At 61.9% G+C, this 18,165-nt stretch carries 12 protein-coding genes; 7 read left to right on the top strand and 5 right to left on the bottom strand.

The window, feature by feature from the left end; genetic code table 11:
• The first annotated feature begins 133 nt into the window (after positions 1-133).
• The 3 genes from P8L30_14730 (at position 134) to P8L30_14720 (ending at position 6,658) form a co-directional block, all read left to right on the top strand.
• Positions 134-3,241, top strand: a complete 3,108-nt coding sequence (locus P8L30_14730) for a hypothetical protein (protein MDG2241457.1) — start codon at positions 134-136, stop codon at positions 3,239-3,241.
• 169 nt (positions 3,242-3,410) lie between these two features.
• On the top strand, positions 3,411-5,435 hold the full coding sequence (locus tag P8L30_14725; GenBank protein ID MDG2241456.1) for an Ig-like domain-containing protein: 2,025 nt from the start codon (positions 3,411-3,413) through the stop codon (positions 5,433-5,435).
• 47 nt (positions 5,436-5,482) lie between these two features.
• A complete protein-coding gene (locus P8L30_14720; GenBank protein ID MDG2241455.1) occupies positions 5,483-6,658 on the top strand; it encodes a hypothetical protein in 1,176 nt (391 codons plus the stop codon).
• Positions 6,659-6,682: 24 nt separating this feature from the next.
• On the opposite strand, the gene P8L30_14715 is transcribed toward P8L30_14720, so the two are convergent.
• Positions 6,683-7,858, bottom strand: coding sequence for a pyridoxal phosphate-dependent aminotransferase (locus P8L30_14715; GenBank protein MDG2241454.1), 1,176 nt, complete (start codon positions 7,856-7,858; stop codon positions 6,683-6,685).
• A 108-nt stretch (positions 7,859-7,966) separates the two neighbouring features.
• On the opposite strand from P8L30_14715, the gene P8L30_14710 reads away from it, so the two are divergent.
• Positions 7,967-9,850 (top strand): tetratricopeptide repeat protein, encoded by a 1,884-nt coding sequence (locus P8L30_14710; protein ID MDG2241453.1) that lies wholly within the window; start codon positions 7,967-7,969, stop codon positions 9,848-9,850.
• Positions 9,851-10,042: 192 nt separating this feature from the next.
• Here the strand turns inward: P8L30_14710 and P8L30_14705 are convergent, their stop codons facing one another.
• Both P8L30_14705 and P8L30_14700 read right to left on the bottom strand, forming a co-directional pair.
• Complete coding sequence (locus P8L30_14705) at positions 10,043-10,498, bottom strand: hypothetical protein (protein MDG2241452.1); 456 nt, start codon at positions 10,496-10,498, stop codon at positions 10,043-10,045.
• Positions 10,499-10,520: 22 nt separating this feature from the next.
• On the bottom strand, positions 10,521-12,278 hold the full coding sequence (locus tag P8L30_14700; protein ID MDG2241451.1) for a multicopper oxidase family protein: 1,758 nt from the start codon (positions 12,276-12,278) through the stop codon (positions 10,521-10,523).
• A 10-nt stretch (positions 12,279-12,288) separates the two neighbouring features.
• Between P8L30_14700 and P8L30_14695 the strand changes: the two genes are divergently transcribed.
• Positions 12,289-14,739, top strand: coding sequence for a fused MFS/spermidine synthase (locus tag P8L30_14695; GenBank protein MDG2241450.1), 2,451 nt, complete (start codon positions 12,289-12,291; stop codon positions 14,737-14,739).
• Between the two features lie 6 nt (positions 14,740-14,745).
• On the opposite strand, the gene P8L30_14690 is transcribed toward P8L30_14695, so the two are convergent.
• Positions 14,746-15,288, bottom strand: coding sequence for a hypothetical protein (locus P8L30_14690; GenBank protein ID MDG2241449.1), 543 nt, complete (start codon positions 15,286-15,288; stop codon positions 14,746-14,748).
• 121 nt (positions 15,289-15,409) lie between these two features.
• Between P8L30_14690 and P8L30_14685 the strand changes: the two genes are divergently transcribed.
• Both P8L30_14685 and P8L30_14680 read left to right on the top strand, forming a co-directional pair.
• Positions 15,410-15,835 carry a hypothetical protein gene (locus P8L30_14685; GenBank protein MDG2241448.1) on the top strand — a complete coding sequence of 142 codons (426 nt, stop codon included), beginning with the start codon at positions 15,410-15,412 and terminating at the stop codon, positions 15,833-15,835.
• Entirely contained in the window at positions 15,836-16,231 is a 396-nt protein-coding gene (locus P8L30_14680) for a Rid family detoxifying hydrolase (protein MDG2241447.1), read from the top strand. It abuts the gene before it with no gap.
• 586 nt (positions 16,232-16,817) lie between these two features.
• Here the strand turns inward: P8L30_14680 and P8L30_14675 are convergent.
• Entirely contained in the window at positions 16,818-18,158 is a 1,341-nt protein-coding gene (locus tag P8L30_14675; protein ID MDG2241446.1) for a hypothetical protein, read from the bottom strand.
• Positions 18,159-18,165: the final 7 nt, after the last annotated feature.

The raw sequence follows: 18,165 nt of genomic DNA, 5'->3' as shown, positions 1-18,165 counted from the left end.
TCGAGATCCACACCCTGGCGTATACGGCGCGATTCCTCAACAATCAGATCCCCGCGGACGTCTTTGATGTACAGACCCATGCGGTAACGACCATGCGCCGCGGCGCATCCCAACCCCACTGCGAGATAGCACCATGACGCTCCGACGTTTCTTTCTTCTCACCGTGGCGACACTTCTGACGGCGGCGCCTACGTTTGCCCAGGAACTGACGCTCGACGAGACACTGCTCGAAGGATTTGAGTGGCGATCGGTCGGCCCGGCCAATATGGCCGGCCGAGTCACGGACATCGAAGGCCTCCCGGGTCCTTCCAAGACCTTCTACGTCGCTCAGGCGGCGGGTGGTATCTGGAAGACGACCAACAACGGGATCACGTTCCGGCCGCTCTTTCAGGACGAGCGAGTCACGGCCATGGGCGATCTCGCGATCGCGCCGAGCGACGTGAACCAGATCTGGGCGGGAACCGGTGAGGAAGACTCACGGAACTCGATCTCACCGGGTGGTGGGATTTACAAATCCATGGACGCTGGACTGACTTGGGAGCTGAAAGGCCTGGAAGACACCGAGCACATTGGGAAGATCCTGGTGCACCCGACCAACCCGGACGTCGTATGGGTGGCGGGGCTCGGACCGTTGTGGCGTGAGGGTGGCGGTCGCGGCCTCTACAAGACGTCGGACGGTGGTGACACGTGGACGCAGGTTGCGTCGGTCAGCGAACGTGCCGGCTTTGTCGACATCGCGATTCACCCCCGGAACCCCGACGTACTCTTCGCGACCAGTTGGGAGCGTGTTCGTGGACCGTACTACCTGCAGTCCGGTGGACCGGGCAGTGCGCTGTGGAAGAGCACCGACGGTGGAGACACCTGGGAGCGCCACGAAGCCGAAGGCATCCCGACCACCGACAAGGGTCGGCTCATGGTGGCGTTCGCGCCCAGCTACCCGCGCGTGATGTACATGATGGTCGAGGCCGCACCCGAAGAAGGGTCTGAGGATGCGAACCAGAACGGCCTTTATCGCTCGGACGACGAGGGCGATACCTGGGAGAAGGTGAACAGCTACAACTCACGGCCCTTCTACTACTCGGGTGTGTGGGTCGACCCGATGAACCCGGACCGCGTCTACTTTTCGTCGTTCCGCTATTCGGACGACGGCGGACGGACCGCGGGTGCTGCGGCGCAGCAGGTCCACGTCGACTTCCACGCGATGTGGATCGATCCGAACGACCCGGAACGCTTCGTCGTCGGAAACGACGGTGGCATCGGGGTCTCCTTCGACAAGGGCGGCAACTACTGGTTCCCGAACAACATTGCTCAGGGCCAGTTCTACAACATCAGCTACGGCATGGAGACGCCGTACACCGTGTGCGGCGGACTCCAGGACAACTACTCCTGGTGTGGCCCGAGCCGGAAGGCTCAGGGCGGCATCACGAACCATGACTGGTTCCAGGTGAGTGGTGGCGACGGATTCGTGACGCAGCAGGATCCGCGGAACCCGGACATCGTGTACTCGGAGTCCCAGGGTGGGAACATGGGTCGCTCCAACCTGGCGACCGGTGAGCGCGTGTCGTTCGGTCGTCCGAACTGGCGCGACTCATATCGTGAGATTCAGGACCAGATCGCAGAGCTATGGCCGGACTCGACGCAGCCCATGCCGTCTCAGCACTCGACTCGGATCGCAGAGCTGACTGAGATGGCCACTGCGGATTCCACCAGCATGCAGATCCGCTACAACTGGAACACTCCGTTCTTCCTGTCGCCGCACAATCCGGATGTGGTTTATGCGGCCGGCAACCGGGTCATGAAGTCGATGAACCAGGGCGATGACTTTGAGGTGATCTCTCCGGACATGTCGCGGGGCGATGCGGAGAAGATCCGCATCAGCACGACGACAACGGGTGGTATCACGCCGGATGCGACAGGCGCAGAGACGTTCGCGACGGTCACATCGCTGAATGAGTCGCCAGTCCGAGCCGGTCAGCTGTATGCCGGTACGGACGACGGGAACCTCTGGGTTTCATCAGACGATGGTGGGTCCTGGGTGGACGTCACCGAAGCGACCTCGGATTTGGTTCCGGACGGCTCCTACGTGAGCCGTATCGAGCCATCGAAGCATGTGGCCGATCGGTTCTACGTGACGTTTGACAACCACCGTCGGGGTGACTTCACCCCATATGTGCTCGTCTCCGAGAACAACGGGGAGAGCTTTAGCTCGATTTCGAGCGACCTGCCGACCGGCAAGCCTGATTTCGCTCATGTGGTCCGTGAGGATCATGTGAACCCGAATCTGCTCTTCGTGGGGACGGACGTGGGCGCATACGTGTCACTGGATCGCGGCGACTCGTGGCAGAGCTTTGCAAACGGGCTGCCGACTGTGCCCGTGCACGATTTGCAGGTCCATCCGCGTGATTCAGAACTGATCGCAGGTACGCATGGTCGGTCGATCTGGATCGTGGACATCGAGCCGCTGCAGCAGCTCTCGGCCGGTGTGGTGGCTTCTGCGGCGCACCTGTTCGAGCCTGCTCCGGCCTACCAATTCGGTGGACGTCGGACGGGTGGTGAGTTCACCGCTCAGGCGTACTTCTCCATGTCGAACCCTGGTAGCGGGGCCGAGTTCAGGTACTGGCTCGGAGAGGACTCGAACGAGAATGCCGAGTTGGTGATCACCGACTCGAGCGGCGAAGAACTGACGACGATCAACGGTCAGAGCTCGAAGGGTCTCCACAGGGCCGTGTGGAACATGAACGCGGCTTCGACGCGGCTTCCGCTGTCACCGTCTGAGATGCGTGACTCGATTGCGGTCGAAGCGCGCCTCTCGGTGGTGGTCGATTCGTTGCTCGAAGAGGGCGAGGAAGAAGAGGACGTGGCTGAAGCGGTTGAAAACCTGCGCAACGCAGGTGGCGGGGGCTTCAACTTCGGTGGCCGTGGTGGAGGCGGTGGAGGCGGTGCTTGGCAGGATCGCCCCGCGGAAGGTCGCGCGCAGGCCGGTGGTGGTGGCGGTCGCGGCTTTGGGGCGACGCCGGCCGGCGGGGGCACGCTGCAGCAACGCATCCAGAATGCGGTGCGCCCGCAGCCTGCAGGGCGAGGGCGTCGCGGTCGTGGCGGTGGTGGGCTCTTCCCGGGCCGCAGCGAGCAGAACGGTCTGGTCGAGCCCGGCACGTATACGGTGACGTTGAAGGTCGATGGCGAGGAGTTCTCGCACACCTTCACGGTGGGCCGAGCCGACACGGCTCCGATCTGGCAGTAGTGTAGGCGCCGGCAGAAGACGCCGGAGTTCAACAGCGGAAGCCCCGTCCGGATTCGTCCCGGCGGGGCTTCTGTGTGTTCGGACTTTCCGGGTCGATATGCTGGCAGGTAGTATTGCTGCCCGGGCGCGTGGCGTCCGAGATCATGTTCTTTGTCGTGGAGTCCCCGTCATGCGCCGTTTCATCCCCTCCCTCCTTGTGGCTGCGACTCTCGTATTCGCCGCCGCGGCGGACGTCGCCGCTCAGTTCCCGCCTGCGTCGCCGGAACAGCGGGCCGCTGGCAGCCGCGTCACGGAAATCCGCTTCGGTACTGAACAATTGACGGTGCAACGTGGTGAGACAGCCACGCTCGCAGTGCAGCTGCTCGACGCCGATGGAAATCAGGTGGAAGGCGCCGTCGCGGTCGTCTTCGCGCAGGTAGGCGTTCAGCCGAGGTTCTCGACGATCGCAGGTCCGACGATCGAACTGTCTGGAGAGCAGCCTTCGGAGGGCTCTTTGATGGGCGTGGTGATGGTGCCGGAGGCCGAGGGCTCCATGATGGGCGTCTCGGGCGTCCGGCAGATCGGGACGCTGCCCGCAATCGTGTTGGACTATCCGGCTTCAGATCTCGAGGTCGGCGATCTCGAGTATGCGGTGTATGCCGGGACGTCTCAGCAGATGTCTGGCCGGGTTCTCACGACCGAAGGCACGGAGCATGCCTCCGCTTCGATCTCATGGTCATCGTCCGACGCATCCGTGGCGACGCTGACTGAGGGGGGTGTCCTCACGGGTCGGTCTGGCGGAAGCGTGACCCTCACCGGAATGAGTGAGAACGGGGTGTCTGCCTCGACGTTGCTGACGGTCATGGAGAACCCCGTTCGGAGCGTCACGATGGAGCCTGCTTCGGCGCGAGCACGAACCGGAGACGTCGTCGACTTCGACATCGTGGCACTGGATGCTGGGGGCAACGCGGTGACGGACATCGCGATGGACCTGGCCGTTATCGGGTTGGATGGAGGTGCTGGCTTCGTCTACGCGGATGGGACGTTCGTGGCGGAGAATCCGGGCGCGTACAGGGTCCTGGCCACGACGGGTACCGCGACCGCCATCGCGGTCGTGGAAGTCGTGGAACGCGAGGCTGCGGTCCCTGTGGAGTTGATTTCACACGCCCCTGTTTCGCAGGTGGCGACGAGCGACTTGTGGGTCTTTGAAGGCGTGAATGGGCGCGACTACGCGTACACGGGCACACACGCCATGGGTGGCGGTGAGCGGATGTTCGCGTGGGACGTGACGGATCCCGCCAATCCGACTCTGACCGACTCCGTCGTCGTGAACGCACGCGTCGTGAACGATGTGAAGGTGAGCGACGATGCTTCATGGGCCATCATCACACGCGAGGGCGCGAGCACGCGTCGCAATGGAATCGTCGTGCTGGATCTCGAAGATCCGGCGCACCCGACTGTCATGGCTGAGTTGACCGATAGCCTGACCGCCGGAATCCACAACGTGTGGATCATGGGTGACGTCGTGTACGCCGTGAACGACGGCACCAGCGCGATGAACATCATCGACATGAGTGATCCTGCGAATCCGTCGCTCGCGGGTCGCTGGGAACTCCGGCCGGGTGATACGGACAAGTCGCTCCACGATGTGTGGGCTGAGGACGGCTATGCCTACCTGTCCTATTGGGACGACGGACTGGTGATTCTGGATGTAGGCGCTGGGACACACGGTGGGACAGCAACCGAGCCGGCCTTCGTGTCCAGCATCGCGTATCCAGCGGGGAACACGCACGTCGCGTGGCGGGATCGGGACTACGTCTTCCTCGGGGATGAGATCGGGACAGCAGACGGCATGCGCGGCTACATCCACGTCATCGATGTCAGCGACATCGACAACCCGGTCGAGGTCGCCAAGTACGACCTGCCCGAGGCGGGTGCGCACAACGTTTGGGTCGCAGACGAGACGTTATACGTGGCCTACTACCAGGGTGGCTTACGGATGATCGACGTCAGCGGCACGCTGCGCGGTGACTTGTATAGGCAGGGTCGCGAGATCGGCATCTTTCGCACGTCGGCCGGTGAAGGGGAGGGCATGGTGCCCAATTCGCCACAGGCGTGGGGGCCTCAGGTTTTCAAGGGACACGTCTTCGTGAGTGACATGTTCAGCGGGCTTTGGGTGATCAAGCACGCGAGGCCGCGTCCCATCACGTTTTAGACATCGGTCACGTTTCGTTGCGACTTCGTTCTAAGGGATCAGTCGTCATGCTCGTCAGCTCCCAGTTGCGAAGTGTCGTGAGAGCCTTCGTCCTCGCACTCGCGGTGATGTGGACATCTCCTGCGTGGGCCCAGGCGCAGGAGTCGCCTACGTATTGGGTCTACGTCGCGAACGAGTCGTCGGACATCGTTTCAAAGGTGCGCTTCGACGGGGAGGAGGTTGTCGAGGACGAGGCGATCGAGGTGGGCTTCCATCCAATGGATCTCGACGGAGCCCACGGCATTACGGTGTCACCGTCAGGGGAGCATTGGTACGTGTCGATCGCGCACGGACAGCCGTACGGCCAAGTCTGGAAAATGGAGACCGCCACCGATGCGTTCGTCGATTCGGCGGTAGTCGGGCTCTTTCCGGCAACGATGTCGATGACACCCGACGGATCATCGCTCTTTGTCGTGAACTTCAACCTGCATGGCGATCACATACCGAGCTCGGTGTCGGCCGTGTTCACGCCAGTGATGCAGGAGCTCTCCCAGATCGAGACGTGTGTGATGCCTCACGGGAGTCGGGTGAGCAACGACGGCATGCGTCACTACTCGACGTGCATGATGTCGGACCGCTTGGTAGAGACCGCCATTTCGGAGCTTAGCGTGTCCCGGAAGATGATCCTCTCGGCCGGTCACGAGGGCATCGCGCACGACGAGACCGGCGGGATGGTTGGCATGGATGGAATGCGTGGGATGGGCGGCATGTCAGGCATCGCCATGGGCGGAGAGGGTGTATGCAAGCCGACTTGGGTCGTCGTCTCCCCGGACGACACGCGCCTCTACGTGCCGTGCAATGGCCGAGATGACGTGCTTGAGATCGATGCCGAGTCGATGACGCTACTACGTAAGTGGCCGGCTGGGCGTGCACCCTACAACGCTGACATCACCCCAGACGGATCGAAGCTCGTCGTCACGCTGAAGGGTGAGCAGGCGGTTGCAATCTACGATGTAGCGTCTGGCGAGGAGACGGCTCGGCTTGCTACGAGCCAGCCTGTAACACACGGAGTCGTGATCAGCCCGGATGGACGATACGCCTTCGTCACCAATGAGGCCGTAGGGGCCACGCGCGGAACGATCGATGTAGTAGATCTACTCGAGGAGCGCATTGTTGCCTCCACAGAGTTGCACTACCAGCCCGGCGGAATCGGGTTCTGGAAGATCGAACCAGCGGGGTCGTAGCAATCCTCGGCGATCTAGCCTGCTTCAGCCCTTCAGCGCGCGCTCCATGAGCGAGATGTCTTCGGCGAAGTCGTTCGGATCCAGCGGGCCGAACGAGAATCGGAAGAAGTTCCGCAACGGGGACGCGTCGCCGCGCCGGGCCATGTCACAGTCCGTGCCCATGAGTACTGCGGCACCGAGGGGGAAGAGTCGGTCGTTGAGCTCCGCTGCGGTCAGCCCGTTAGGGAGCCTGCACCAATGGTAGAAGCCCCCGTCTCCTGAGAAGAGCTCCAGGCCCAGCTTGCTGAACGCATCACCGTAACGATCTCGCTGCTCCTTGTAGAAGGCAGGCACCGCCTGACGTGCCATGGCGACACGGTCCTTCTCCAACAACTCGAGTGCATACAGCTGTGAGGGGTGTGAGACTCCACCCATTCCGAACGAGGAGAAGTTGCTCAGGATCTCGACGTGCTCTTTCGAACCGATGAGCCAGCCGATTCGAATGCCGGGCGACTGAAGCCCTTTGGTCGCGGCCCCGATCACCAGCAGGTCGGACTCGTCGATGTTCTTCACATACTTGAGTGCGCTCACCGGCGGGTCATGGAAGAACTCGTATGCCTCGTCGACCAGGACACCGGTGTCGCCAGATTCCGCGGCGGCCACGAGTGCCGCGAGATCCTCTTCAGATCGCGTGATACCGGTCGGGTTACACGGGTTGCTCAGCACGACCATCGACCGGCCTTCACCTGCCATGTAGTCGGCGACCGATGGTGCGAAGCCGTTCTCGACGTTGCTGTCTACCAGTTCATAGCGTTTCCCCAACCGTTCCAGCATGTCGTAGTAAGGCGTGTACTCTGTGGATGCGATGCGGACCGTGATGTCCGGGTCGAGGAAGAGAAGCGAAGCGATGATGGCCGGGCGCCCCCCGGCGAAGACGATGACGTTCTCCGGATCAAGGTCGCACCCATACGCGTGGTTGTAGTATCCGGAAATCGCCTCACGCAGTGCAGGGAGTCCCCACGCCTTAGGGTACATGAGGTGTGTGGAGTCGATGTCCACAGAGGTCGGCATGGGTGGGCCGCCGGGGAGTTGCACCGTGCGTGGAAACCCCTGGCTCCACGGGTGGGTGCCGGGCTCGCCCATGTACGTGCCGAACGCCTCCAAGAAGGCGTATAGGGTTTCGTAGATGCCCATGGGGCGGACGTACTTGAGTAGCGACATGAAACGAACGACTCCGGTGAGAATGCCATGGTGTGAAGGCCGGAAGGTTGTCGGGTTCACAGCAAGGAGCAAGCGTCGCATTTGGAGTTGGCGCTGTATGTTGTGGTCATGACATCTCTTCTGAGCGATGTGCGCAAAGCAGCACTCGTTGCCGGCCTCCTCGCCCTGGCTGTCTACGCGAATTCCCTCGGGAACGGCTTCGCGTACGACGACGCGCATATCATTCTGGAGAATACGGATCTCCAGAGCCTGGAGACGCTCCCGGGTGCGGTCTTCAAGCCTTATTGGCATGGGCACGATGAAGAAGTGCAGCTCGGGTTGTGGAGGCCTACAACGACGCTGGTTCTCGGGTTGGAGTATGCCATCGCAGGGGAGAACCCACTTCTGTACCACGCCGTAAACGTTGCCGGGCACGCGGTAGTGGCCGCCCTCGTCGTCCTAGTAATAGGCCAATTGGCGACCGTTCCGATCGCCCTGACGGCGGGCCTTCTGTTCGCGGTACATCCCGTTCACGTGGAGGCTGTGGCGAACGTGGTCGGCGGAGCCGAGGTGATGGCGACCCTCTTTGTGCTGCTTTCACTACTCGTCTACCTGAGCGGACCGAGTACCTGGCGTCGTGCGCTGGCAGTTGGGGGACTCTATGCCCTCGCTTTCGGGTCCAAAGAGAGCGCGGTGACCTTACCGGCTCTGGTGCTTCTGTCGGATGCGGCAAGGCACCGCATCGGGTTCGGAGACGTGCCTCGTTATCTCCGGGAAAGCTGGAGGAGCTACGCGGCGCTGGCCGCAGTGGCAGCTGTCATGCTCACCGCTCGCGCTTCCATTCTCGGCTCGATCGCGAGTCCCGAGGCTGCGCTCGGGGGTGGACTGCTCCGTGAGATCCCGAGGATCTGGACGTTGTCCGAGGTATGGAGCCACTACGTCCGTTTGATGGTCTTCCCGCTGGACCTGGCGTCGGACTATTCGCCATCGGTGATTCCGATTTCGATCTCTTGGCATGCGCTCAACACAGCCGGGGCCGTCCTGGCGTTAGCTCTGCTGGGTGGTGCGTTGGTCTTTTGGCGACAGCAGGACCTGAACCCAAAGTCGGAGTCAGGCCGCCTCGTCGGGTTCGGTGTCGTGTGGTTTCTCATTGCCGTGTCGCCCGTGGCCAACGTGGTCTTCCTTTCTGGTGTTCTGCTCGCGGAGCGGACCCTATACCTGCCCTCCGTGGGAGCGGCTGCTGGGCTCGCGTGGCTCTTGGTTATGCTCGTGCGGCGGCGGCGTGAAGTGGGCCTAGTCGCGATTAGTGCCGTCGTCATCCTCATGGGCTTCAGATCCTGGACGCGTACGCCGACGTGGAAGGACGACGGCACGATGTTCGAGACGCTCATTGCCGAGTATCCCCACTCCGGGCGTTCGCAGTGGCTGATGGGCGACATCTACATGGCGCAGGGCAAGCAGAAGGAAGCGTTACGAGCGTACCGGGAGGCGATCTCGAACCTCGGTGCCCACTACGGCCTCACCACGCAGATTGCGCGTAAGCTCATGGGGGGCGGTAACCTGACGGGGGCTGCGAGGTTGCTGGAACAGGTTCGTGCCGAGGCCCCTGATTTCGGCACAGCTCCTGCGCTCCTCGGCGTCGTCTATTCCCGAATGGCCGACTGGGAAAACGCGGAGAACGCGTTGCGTGTCGCTGTCCGACTTCAGCCGGAGAATGTTGTTAGCCACCATCTCCGCGCCGGTGCTCTGACTCAGCTGGAGCGGTGGGACGAGGCAGCGGCCGAGCGGCGTGAGCTTATCGCACGAGGGGAGGATGTCTGGCAGCAGTGGACCGCCCTCGCGGAGTTGGAGACGCTGGCCGGGGACGCGATCGCGGCGATGGAGGCGCTGGACGCCGCCCGGGATCGGGCCGGATCGGACGAGGAGCGCGCGCAAATCGAAGCGTTTGCGGCGGAATTGGCAGCGCGTGACCCTGCGGGGGCCGTCGAAGGGGCGGCCCCGGTGTCACGGTGAACAGAACGTACGAGACCACTCGCTCCCGACGGTCTCGGGCCGACCGCTCTCACCGTCCGGTGCGGTGGACACTCTTGTCTGTCGTGGTTGGCGCACTCGGTTTTGGACCGCCTTCCCAAGCCTCCGCGCAGGACAGGCTTACGGTTGCGATTGTGTGATCCGGAGGGTCCGTCCGTAAGGTGAGTCCGCTCCCTATGACCCCAGTCCGTCCAGGATCGTCTTAAGCGAGTCGCCGAGGGAGTTGTGCTTCACGATGACCTCGCGACACGCGGCGTCCTGAGTACGGAGCCGTTGTTCACGACCCTCCCAGACCGACACTGAGTCGTTATGCGCGTCGAAGTGCTTCATGTAGCTGTCGTACTCGGACCCGGGCACACCGCGTGGATCTAGCGCCTCGAAGCTGTCGACACGGGCGCGCATCTCGCCGATGCGCGCGTCGAAGGCTTGCAGCTCACCCTCGCCACTCGCCACCGAGCGCCGGCACCGGTCGGCTGCGACTCGGGAGCGATAGATGCCGTCCCGTAGCCTGGTGATTTCCTGCCGTAGCCGCTGTTGCTCAAGGATGCGCTGGGCGCCGAAATACATGATCGCGGCCGTACTAATCGTGACTACGATTCCGATCGCGAACTTCACCTTGGTGCTCGTCATGGGCGGTGGGTCACGATCTCGGTCATGATGCTTCGACGGTGAAGCTGAACATCATTCCGGCGTGCAAGTGCTCGGCGATGTGGCAGTGCACCATCCATTCGCCCGGGTTCGACATCTCGACCAGGAAGTCCATGGTCGACCCCACTGGCACGATCGCCGTGTCTTTCCACACCAGGTTGTCACTCTCCACACCATCCTTGTTCAGGACGAGGAAGCGCTGACCGTGGATGTGGATGGGGTGGTTCATTGGGTGAAACGAATCGGGCGTGTTGAAGACCCTGATCTTCACGACGTCCCCGACGCTGAAGTTCCAGTGGATGTCTCCGTTTTCCGCTCCGGTCTTTCGGTCCTTCAGAATCCAGGTCACCTGCTCGCCAGTCGACAGCCAATTCATCATCGGCATGCCGTCGTTCCATTCAATGGGCGGAAAGAAGAGCGTATCCGATTCCATCTGTATAACGATCGAGTTGGGTAAGTCCTGAATACGGACTGTCGTCTCCAATTCGTGGTCGGGAGCGCGGCCGAAGTACTGCCGAAATCGATCGATGTCCGCCACGACATCATCGTGCTCGCGGAGCTCTTCGAACGCCTCAGAGATCGCGGGATCCGCAGCTTCGTCCGAAACGGTGACGATGGAGAGAGTGTCGACATGCGGGTAGAAGGTCCCGCGGAAGTGGTCGATCGCTTGGATCGTGTTCGAGATCGCGACTTCGCCTGGATCGTCGAAGCGAACATCGACGACGTACCGCTCTGCCGGAGCGATCACGACAGAAGGAATCCATTGCTCGCGCTCGTACCGACCCACATCTGAGGCGACGATCTTCACCGGGTTCCCGCCGAAGGTGACGTTGAAGGTGCGAGTGTTGGCCACGTTGGTCAGGTAGAAGCGGACCACCTCGCCCTTCTTCGCATCGAGGCGGTAGTCCGTCTCACCGTTCACCATCATGACGTTGCCGAAGCGCCCCATGAGCGCGTGCGTGGGTGCGCTGTCTCCCCACGGGATCGCGCCCTGGTCGTCCATGAGCATGTCGTCGAGGACGAAGACTTCCTCGCGGTGCGCGGGTCCGTAGTAGTCAGGATCGGGCGATGTGACGAGTAGGTTTCCGAAGAGCCCTAGGTCCTGCTGGACGTCTTCACGCACGTGCGGGTGGTACCAGAACATGCCTGCGTCGGGGACGTGCACCTCGTAGGTGAAGCTCTCGCCACGTTCGATCGCGGATTGTGTCACCCCGGGCACGCCATCGAAGCGGTTGTCGATTCGGATGCCGTGCCAGTGGATCGTCGTGGGCATCTCGATCTCATTGGTGACACGGACGATGATCGTGGCGTCCTTCTCCGCCTGGATTAACGGACCGGGATACTGTCCGTTGTAGCCGAACATGATCATCTCGTGACCATTGAGGGTGCGGCGGACCATGGATACGGAGATGTCGAGTGTGTCTCCGCTCGCCATCGGGACCAACTCGGAGGGCCGGGCCTCTGGGAGCATTGCAGGGTCCATGCCCATTCCCGGCATGAACGGCCCTACGATTGGCACCGCGTTTTCGAGCCCCGGCAGCATGGGCATATTCGGGTCCATGGGGACCATTCGCCAACCGCCATCCATGGTCATGCCGCGCATGTCGTGCTGCGCTGCAATTGGGGCGGGCACGGTCGCGATCAGCAGAGCGAGGAGCCACATTGTTGCGCGCCAGTTCATCGAGATCGGGTCCTCCGGTGTCATGTAGGGACCGAGAAGTTGGTTGAGCGGGGCGGGCACGGGCAAGCGCTTACGAGGCACAAGGATCGGGATGAGAGACAGGGACGCCAAAGGGACCGACATGGACACCGGGGAGCGACCGTTTCTTCCGGTCATGCTTCTGCTCTTCGTGGGGAGTGGCTGTGCCGCGCTCGTCTATGAGATCGTTTGGTTCCAAATGCTCCAGCTCGTCATTGGCTCGACGGGTGTGTCGCTCGGCGTGCTACTGGGCGCGTTTATGGGTGGCATGTTCTTGGGCAGCTTGCTCTTGTCGCGTTATGTGCCGGAGGATCGCCATCCGTTGAAGGTGTATGCGGCGCTCGAGCTCGCGATCGGTGCGTTCGGACTGTTGCTGCTCGTGCTCATACCGCTGGTGGGCAGCGGATACGTCGCTGTCGTACCAAGCGGCTTCGGGTCGGTGCTTTTCCGCGGGCTACTGGCGGGCCTCCTCCTGATTCCACCTACGCTCTTCATGGGCGCGACGCTGCCTGCGATCTCGCGGTACGTGAGCGCCACGCCCACTGGCGTGTCGTGGATGGGTTTCTTCTACGGAGGCAACATCGCGGGCGCTGTGGCCGGGTGCCTCTTGGCCGGCTTCTATCTGTTGCGGGTGCACGACATCGTGTTTGCGACGGCCGTCGCTTTTGGATTGAACTTGGCGGTAGCCGGACTCGCGTATGGGCTGTCTCGCGTGGTGCCTTATTCGCCCCCGTCCCGTGAGCGAAGCGCGGAGAAGGAAGGGGCTGGGAGCCCAGAGCCCGAGGGCTCCTCCGTCTTTGTGCCGCGCCATCGCGCCGTACTCGTCGCGATTGGGCTCTCGGGTTTCACCGCGCTCGGCTCTGAGGTCGTGTGGACCCGCCTAATGGCGCTCACACTAGGCGCCACGACGTACACGTTCTCCATCATCCTCGCGGTCTTCCTGGCCGCGTTGGGTGCAGGGAGCGCGCTTGGGTCCTACGTGGCGCGCTCGACGCCGAACGCACGAACGGCCTTCGCGTTCTGTCAGGTCGGGGCCCTCGTGGGCATCGCGTGGACCGCTCATGCGATCTCTCAACAGCTGCCGTTCTGGCCCATCAACCCGTCCATCGCGAGCGAGGCGAGCTTCGTTTTCCAACTCGATCTGGCGCGGACGTTATGGGCGCTTGCTCCGGCGCCCTTCTTTTGGGGCGCGAGTTTTCCGCTAGCTGTCTCGGCCATCGCGGAGAAAGACCAAGATCCAGGCGCTTTGATGGGCGGCGTTTATGCCGCCAACACCATCGGGGCGATTGTCGGGGCGCTGGCCTTCAGTGTTGTGGTAGTGCCGTGGTTGGGTTCGCAGAACGCCCAACGCGTCCTGATCGGGTTTGCAGCTGTGGCGGCGGTGACGCTCTTCATGCCGCTCGTGCTCAAGAAGAAGACTGGGCCTGTTTGGCTCGGGGCAGGGGTGATCGTCGCGTTCTTACTCCTCACTGGGGTCACCCAGATTCCACCGGTGCTCGTCGCGTACGGTCGTTATGCTCCCACGTACGACCCGCCTAACACGCTCTATATGGGAGAAGGACGCAATTCCTCGATCGCGGTCACCGAACTTAGCAACGGACTGCGGAATTTCCATGTGGGCGGAAAGGTCGTGGCTTCTACAGAACCACAGGATATGCGCCTCCAGGGGATGCTCGGACACTTGACGGCCATGCTGCACGACGACCCCAAGACCGTGCTCATCGTGGGCTTCGGGGCAGGCGTGACGGCGGGAACGTTTGTCGCGCACCCCGGCATCGAACGAATCGTGATTTGTGAAATCGAACCGCTCATCACGGATGTGTCATCGCAGTACTTCTCTGAGGCCAACAACGACGTGCTCTCCGATCCTCGCGTGGAGGTCATCCACGACGACGCCCGGCATTTCTTACTCACCACCGACGAGAAGTTCGACCTCATCACGTCCGATCCCATTCATCCGTGGATGAAGGGTGCGGCTGCCCTGTACAGCGCAGAGTACTTCTCACTCGTCCAGGACAGGTTGAACGATGGTGGTGTGGTCACGCAGTGGGTGCCGCTCTACGAGAGCACGGAGCCAGCTGTGAAGAGTGAAATGGCGACCTTTTTCGAGGCTTTCCCAGACGGGACTGTTTGGGGAAATACCTACGAAGGCGCAGGCTACGACGTGGTGATGGCTGCTCGGAAGGGTGGTCTCGAGATCAACGTGGTGGACTACGTGGACCGGCTGATGTCGCCCGATCATTCTTCTGTGGCGATGTCTCTGGCACAGACGGGCTTTCCGCGTGCTATGGATCTACTCACCACATATGCCGCCGACGCGTACGACCTAGCGGATTGGTTGGCCGACGCCGAATTGAACCGCGATCGCAATCTGCGATTGATGTATCTGGCGGGGCTCGGGCTCAACGAGTACGTGGCCGGCGACATCTATCGTGAGGTGCTCGACCGTCGGGGTTTTCCGGATCACATCTTCACTGGGCCAGCCGACCGGGTGGGGTTCCTGCGCAATTTGATGGGATATTAGAGCGAGCTAGTTCCCGTAGCCGTATGAAGCGCAGTTTTCCTGCTGCAGCGCACCGTGTCCTGCCATCGTGTGCATCATGCCACTGCGAGACAGGCCGCGGAAGACGACCGGCCCCGACCACATTGGGGCCTCTGGGTCATCCGCCTCTTCGAGGGTGATCACCACGATGAACTGGTTCCAAGCGACGGAGCCAGGCACCTGGAAGTTCTGGTCGAGGGTCCCTAGTCGAGAGATTTCATCGAGGTCAGGCGTGGTGACCCATGCCACAAGGTGTCCGTACCGCGGAGCGCGCATGCGTCGGATGGTCACCCCTAGGTTGTACTGATAGCGACCGTTTGCATCGAGCTGGACCGAAAAAGGCGATGAAGAGGCGACCGTCACCTCCACCATTCCTTTGGCGAGTCCGGTGCCCGGAATGTTACGCGTTGTGAAGAGTTCGATCGCGTAGTATTCCGGTCCGATAGCCCCGCAGAAAGCGGGCTGAGCGGAAGTCGCCGCCGTTGGCGTGGCGCTTAGAAAGGCGAGAAGTGCGAGGATCGGAAGGCTCAACGTTGTCTTCTTCAGTTCGATGCAATGGTGGCACTGGCTGGACCCGGGGTGTCCGAGCTATTTGTGGAGCGTAACTCAGGGCCCTTTGGCCCGACAAGTGTGAACAGAACCGGGGGTTGAAATGGGCCGGAAGATCGGAGCTGTCGTTGCCGGCGTCGCTGTCTTGGGTGTCGTGGTATTTGCGCTGCGGTGGGCAGGGGGTCTGATCCATCCGCTTCCACCGGGCGTTGACCCCATGAATCCCGACGACCAGGCCGCCTTCACGGCACATCTTGCGACAATGCCATTCGCCGCCTGGGCACTGGCTTGGGGTTCCGAGATTCTAGGTGCTTTTCTCGGGGCTCTAACGGCGGGTAGAATCGCCGATTCGAAGAAGAAGTGGTTCCCAGCCGGAATGGTCCTGTTGGCCGTAGCCGGGAGTGTCAGCAACTGGGTCGCCTTCCCCTACCCTGTGTGGTTCATTGTCGGGCAGCTGGTCGCATATCCTTTCGTCTTCTTGGCCGCCACGAAGTTTCTCCCCCCCATCAATCCTTACGAAGGCGTTTAAATGAGTGACAGTGCGCATAGATCCGTTCAGGCTACGGGCCTCCCCGACCCGATTGGGCCGTACTCACCAGGCATGATTTTTGACCGGCTCGTCATCGTGTCGGGGCAGGGGGCCACGGATCCCTCCACCGGCAAGCTGGCGGGTGCTGACGTTGAGGCGCAGACGCGCCAGGTCTTCGAGAACATCAAGGCGATCCTGGAAGCCGCAGGATCGGACCTCTCCAGGGTGCTGCGGTGCGGCGTTTTCTTGGTCGATCTGAGGGACTTCGAGAAGATGAATGCGGTCTATGTTGAGGTCTTCGGGGATCACCGACCGGCGAGGACGACTGTGCAGGTCGCCTCCCTTCCCGACGTCGGTCTCCGGGTGGAAATCGACGCGATCGCTTATAAGGATTAGGTCGGCGTCCCCGGGTTCTTCAGCAGCGTCAACAACATCTTAAAGCGCCCGGCCCCGATCAGTGCGTGGGGGGGCGCCGACGGTAGGCGCAGTGTGCCCCCCCTGTGCACACCCCGGTGATCTCTCCCGTTAACGCACCTTTGCGGATCTGCACGATTGCGTCATGTGGCGTCGATTGCTCCGATAGACCCTCGTCCGCATCGAATGCGAAGAGTGTCATGACACGGCCCGGTTGGTACTCGATCAGGCCAGCGAGTTCGGTCGGCTCGGACAGCGGTTCTTCGGACTGGGGTGCGCTTCCTGTGCGATGGGGAGGTGGCGCTCGAGAACGACCCGCATGCGGAGCGCTCTCCTGACGACGACGTCTGCCTCGGACTCTGGCATCGTTTCGTATGCGACCTAGGTGAACATCTCGCTCCATCGATCGAAGCGCATTGAGTTGAAGGGAAAGCTCACCAGTCTATGATGTACATCGTACGGAGATGATGAATAGACGTCGGAGGATGATCTCCGCCGAGCGGGGCACAAGAAGAGGACCGCCCCAAGACGTGGAGCGGCCCTCAGCACTGCGTGTCCCTAGATTCGGTCAGTCACTGATCGGGCGCTTCACGACCGGATTATCCCAGTCCTGGGCGGACGAGATGTTTGGCATGCCCCATTGCTCGCCATTCCAGCCCTGGAAGCCGTCCATCTTGAAGGTCCACAGACCGGTCGACATGTCGGAGATGACGATCAGCCCATCTTCGTTGCGGACATCGATTCCGAAGGCGCCGTTGAACATGGCGCTGCGAATGGGATTCTTCGGTCCGATATACGTGTCGTAGTACCCCGAGGTCACCGGGTTCACGGGGTCTTGGAGATTGAAGATCTGCAGACCGTCCAGATACCCGGACACGAAGATGTAGGGCCAACGCACCTCGTGGTTATGCACCAGATTCCGCCAGTCCGCCGTGAAAGCTGAGATGGGTGACCGGATATTAGTCACCTCGCCCTCTAGGGCGGGCTGCAGATCGAAGATGCGGAGCGGGGCATACTGATACTCGGTCTCCGCGATCACGTAGCGCCCGTCTGGACTCGGCGTGAACGTGTGGCCGTACGTAACGCCGCTGACGCCCGTAAGCGTGATGCGCAGCTCGGGGTTCGTGACAACGGAAACGTCGTAGATGTAGTAGCCACCCGTACCGCCACCGTAGAAGCGGTCTTCACCCGTGTCCGGATGGTATCCCACGTAGAAGTCGTGGTACCCGCGGGAGTCGCCGCTGCCAGCAGAACTCTCGGGGACTGGGACCATACCGACTCGAGCGTTCTCCAGGTCGCCGTCTACGATCATCCCGAGGTCGTACACGAGGGCACCGGGCGCGCGGGCCGTCGTGAAGAGGTAGATCCGATCGTTCGAGTGCTTGTAGATGAAGATGTTGTGAAAGCCACCGGGCATTTCGGGCTCTCGGATCCGAGCGACCTCACGCACCGTCGACGGATCTGGAAGTCCGGTGACGTCGAGGATGACAGCACCAAGGTCGTTGTCCGGTCCGCCGCCAAACTGCAACGACTGCACTAGGTAGTACCGATCGTTCCACTTGAAGTGCTTCACATCCATGCCGCCGGTGCGCTGGTGGAGATCTTGATTCTCGATTCTCCACTCGTAGAGCAGGACCGGGTTCTCAGGATCTGCCAGGCTGATGATGTCCGTGCCCTTCGGCCCGTCGAATCCGTAGACCATCCGGGAGACATATGCGTAGGGGCGGTCCATCTCTTGCTCGAGATCCATGTCCGCGACGGAGAGGCGATGCCCCAGCGGCAAATGGCCCAGTACCTCGATGTTGTCGCTTCCGCGATTCGCGGGACTCCATGGGACCTGCTGCGCGGCTGCGGCTGGAGCTGTAGCGGCGATAGCGGCGAATAGGACGAACAAGCGCTTCAATGACATGCGGCAC

The sequence above is a fragment of the Longimicrobiales bacterium genome (genome assembly GCA_029245345.1).
In the GTDB taxonomy this organism is placed as follows: Bacteria; Gemmatimonadota; Gemmatimonadetes; order Longimicrobiales; family Gaopeijiaceae; genus CALFPJ01.
The sequence above is the reverse complement of the archived record's forward strand: the minus strand, read 5'-3'. Positions and strand labels throughout refer to the sequence as shown.

What these genes read in the sequence shown, in the direction of transcription:
- P8L30_14730 (MDG2241457.1), top strand. Translation starts at nt 134, where the DNA reads ATGACGCTCCGACGTTTCTTTCTTCTCACCGTGGCGACACTTCTGACG.
- P8L30_14725 (MDG2241456.1), top strand. Translation starts at nt 3,411, where the DNA reads ATGCGCCGTTTCATCCCCTCCCTCCTTGTGGCTGCGACTCTCGTATTC.
- P8L30_14720 (MDG2241455.1), top strand. Translation starts at nt 5,483, where the DNA reads ATGCTCGTCAGCTCCCAGTTGCGAAGTGTCGTGAGAGCCTTCGTCCTC.
- P8L30_14715 (MDG2241454.1), bottom strand. Translation starts at nt 7,858, where the DNA reads ATGTCGCTACTCAAGTACGTCCGCCCCATGGGCATCTACGAAACCCTA.
- P8L30_14710 (MDG2241453.1), top strand. Translation starts at nt 7,967, where the DNA reads ATGACATCTCTTCTGAGCGATGTGCGCAAAGCAGCACTCGTTGCCGGC.
- P8L30_14705 (MDG2241452.1), bottom strand. Translation starts at nt 10,498, where the DNA reads ATGACGAGCACCAAGGTGAAGTTCGCGATCGGAATCGTAGTCACGATT.
- P8L30_14695 (MDG2241450.1), top strand. Translation starts at nt 12,289, where the DNA reads ATGAGAGACAGGGACGCCAAAGGGACCGACATGGACACCGGGGAGCGA.
- P8L30_14685 (MDG2241448.1), top strand. Translation starts at nt 15,410, where the DNA reads ATGGGCCGGAAGATCGGAGCTGTCGTTGCCGGCGTCGCTGTCTTGGGT.
- P8L30_14680 (MDG2241447.1), top strand. Translation starts at nt 15,836, where the DNA reads ATGAGTGACAGTGCGCATAGATCCGTTCAGGCTACGGGCCTCCCCGAC.
- P8L30_14675 (MDG2241446.1), bottom strand. Translation starts at nt 18,158, where the DNA reads ATGTCATTGAAGCGCTTGTTCGTCCTATTCGCCGCTATCGCCGCTACA.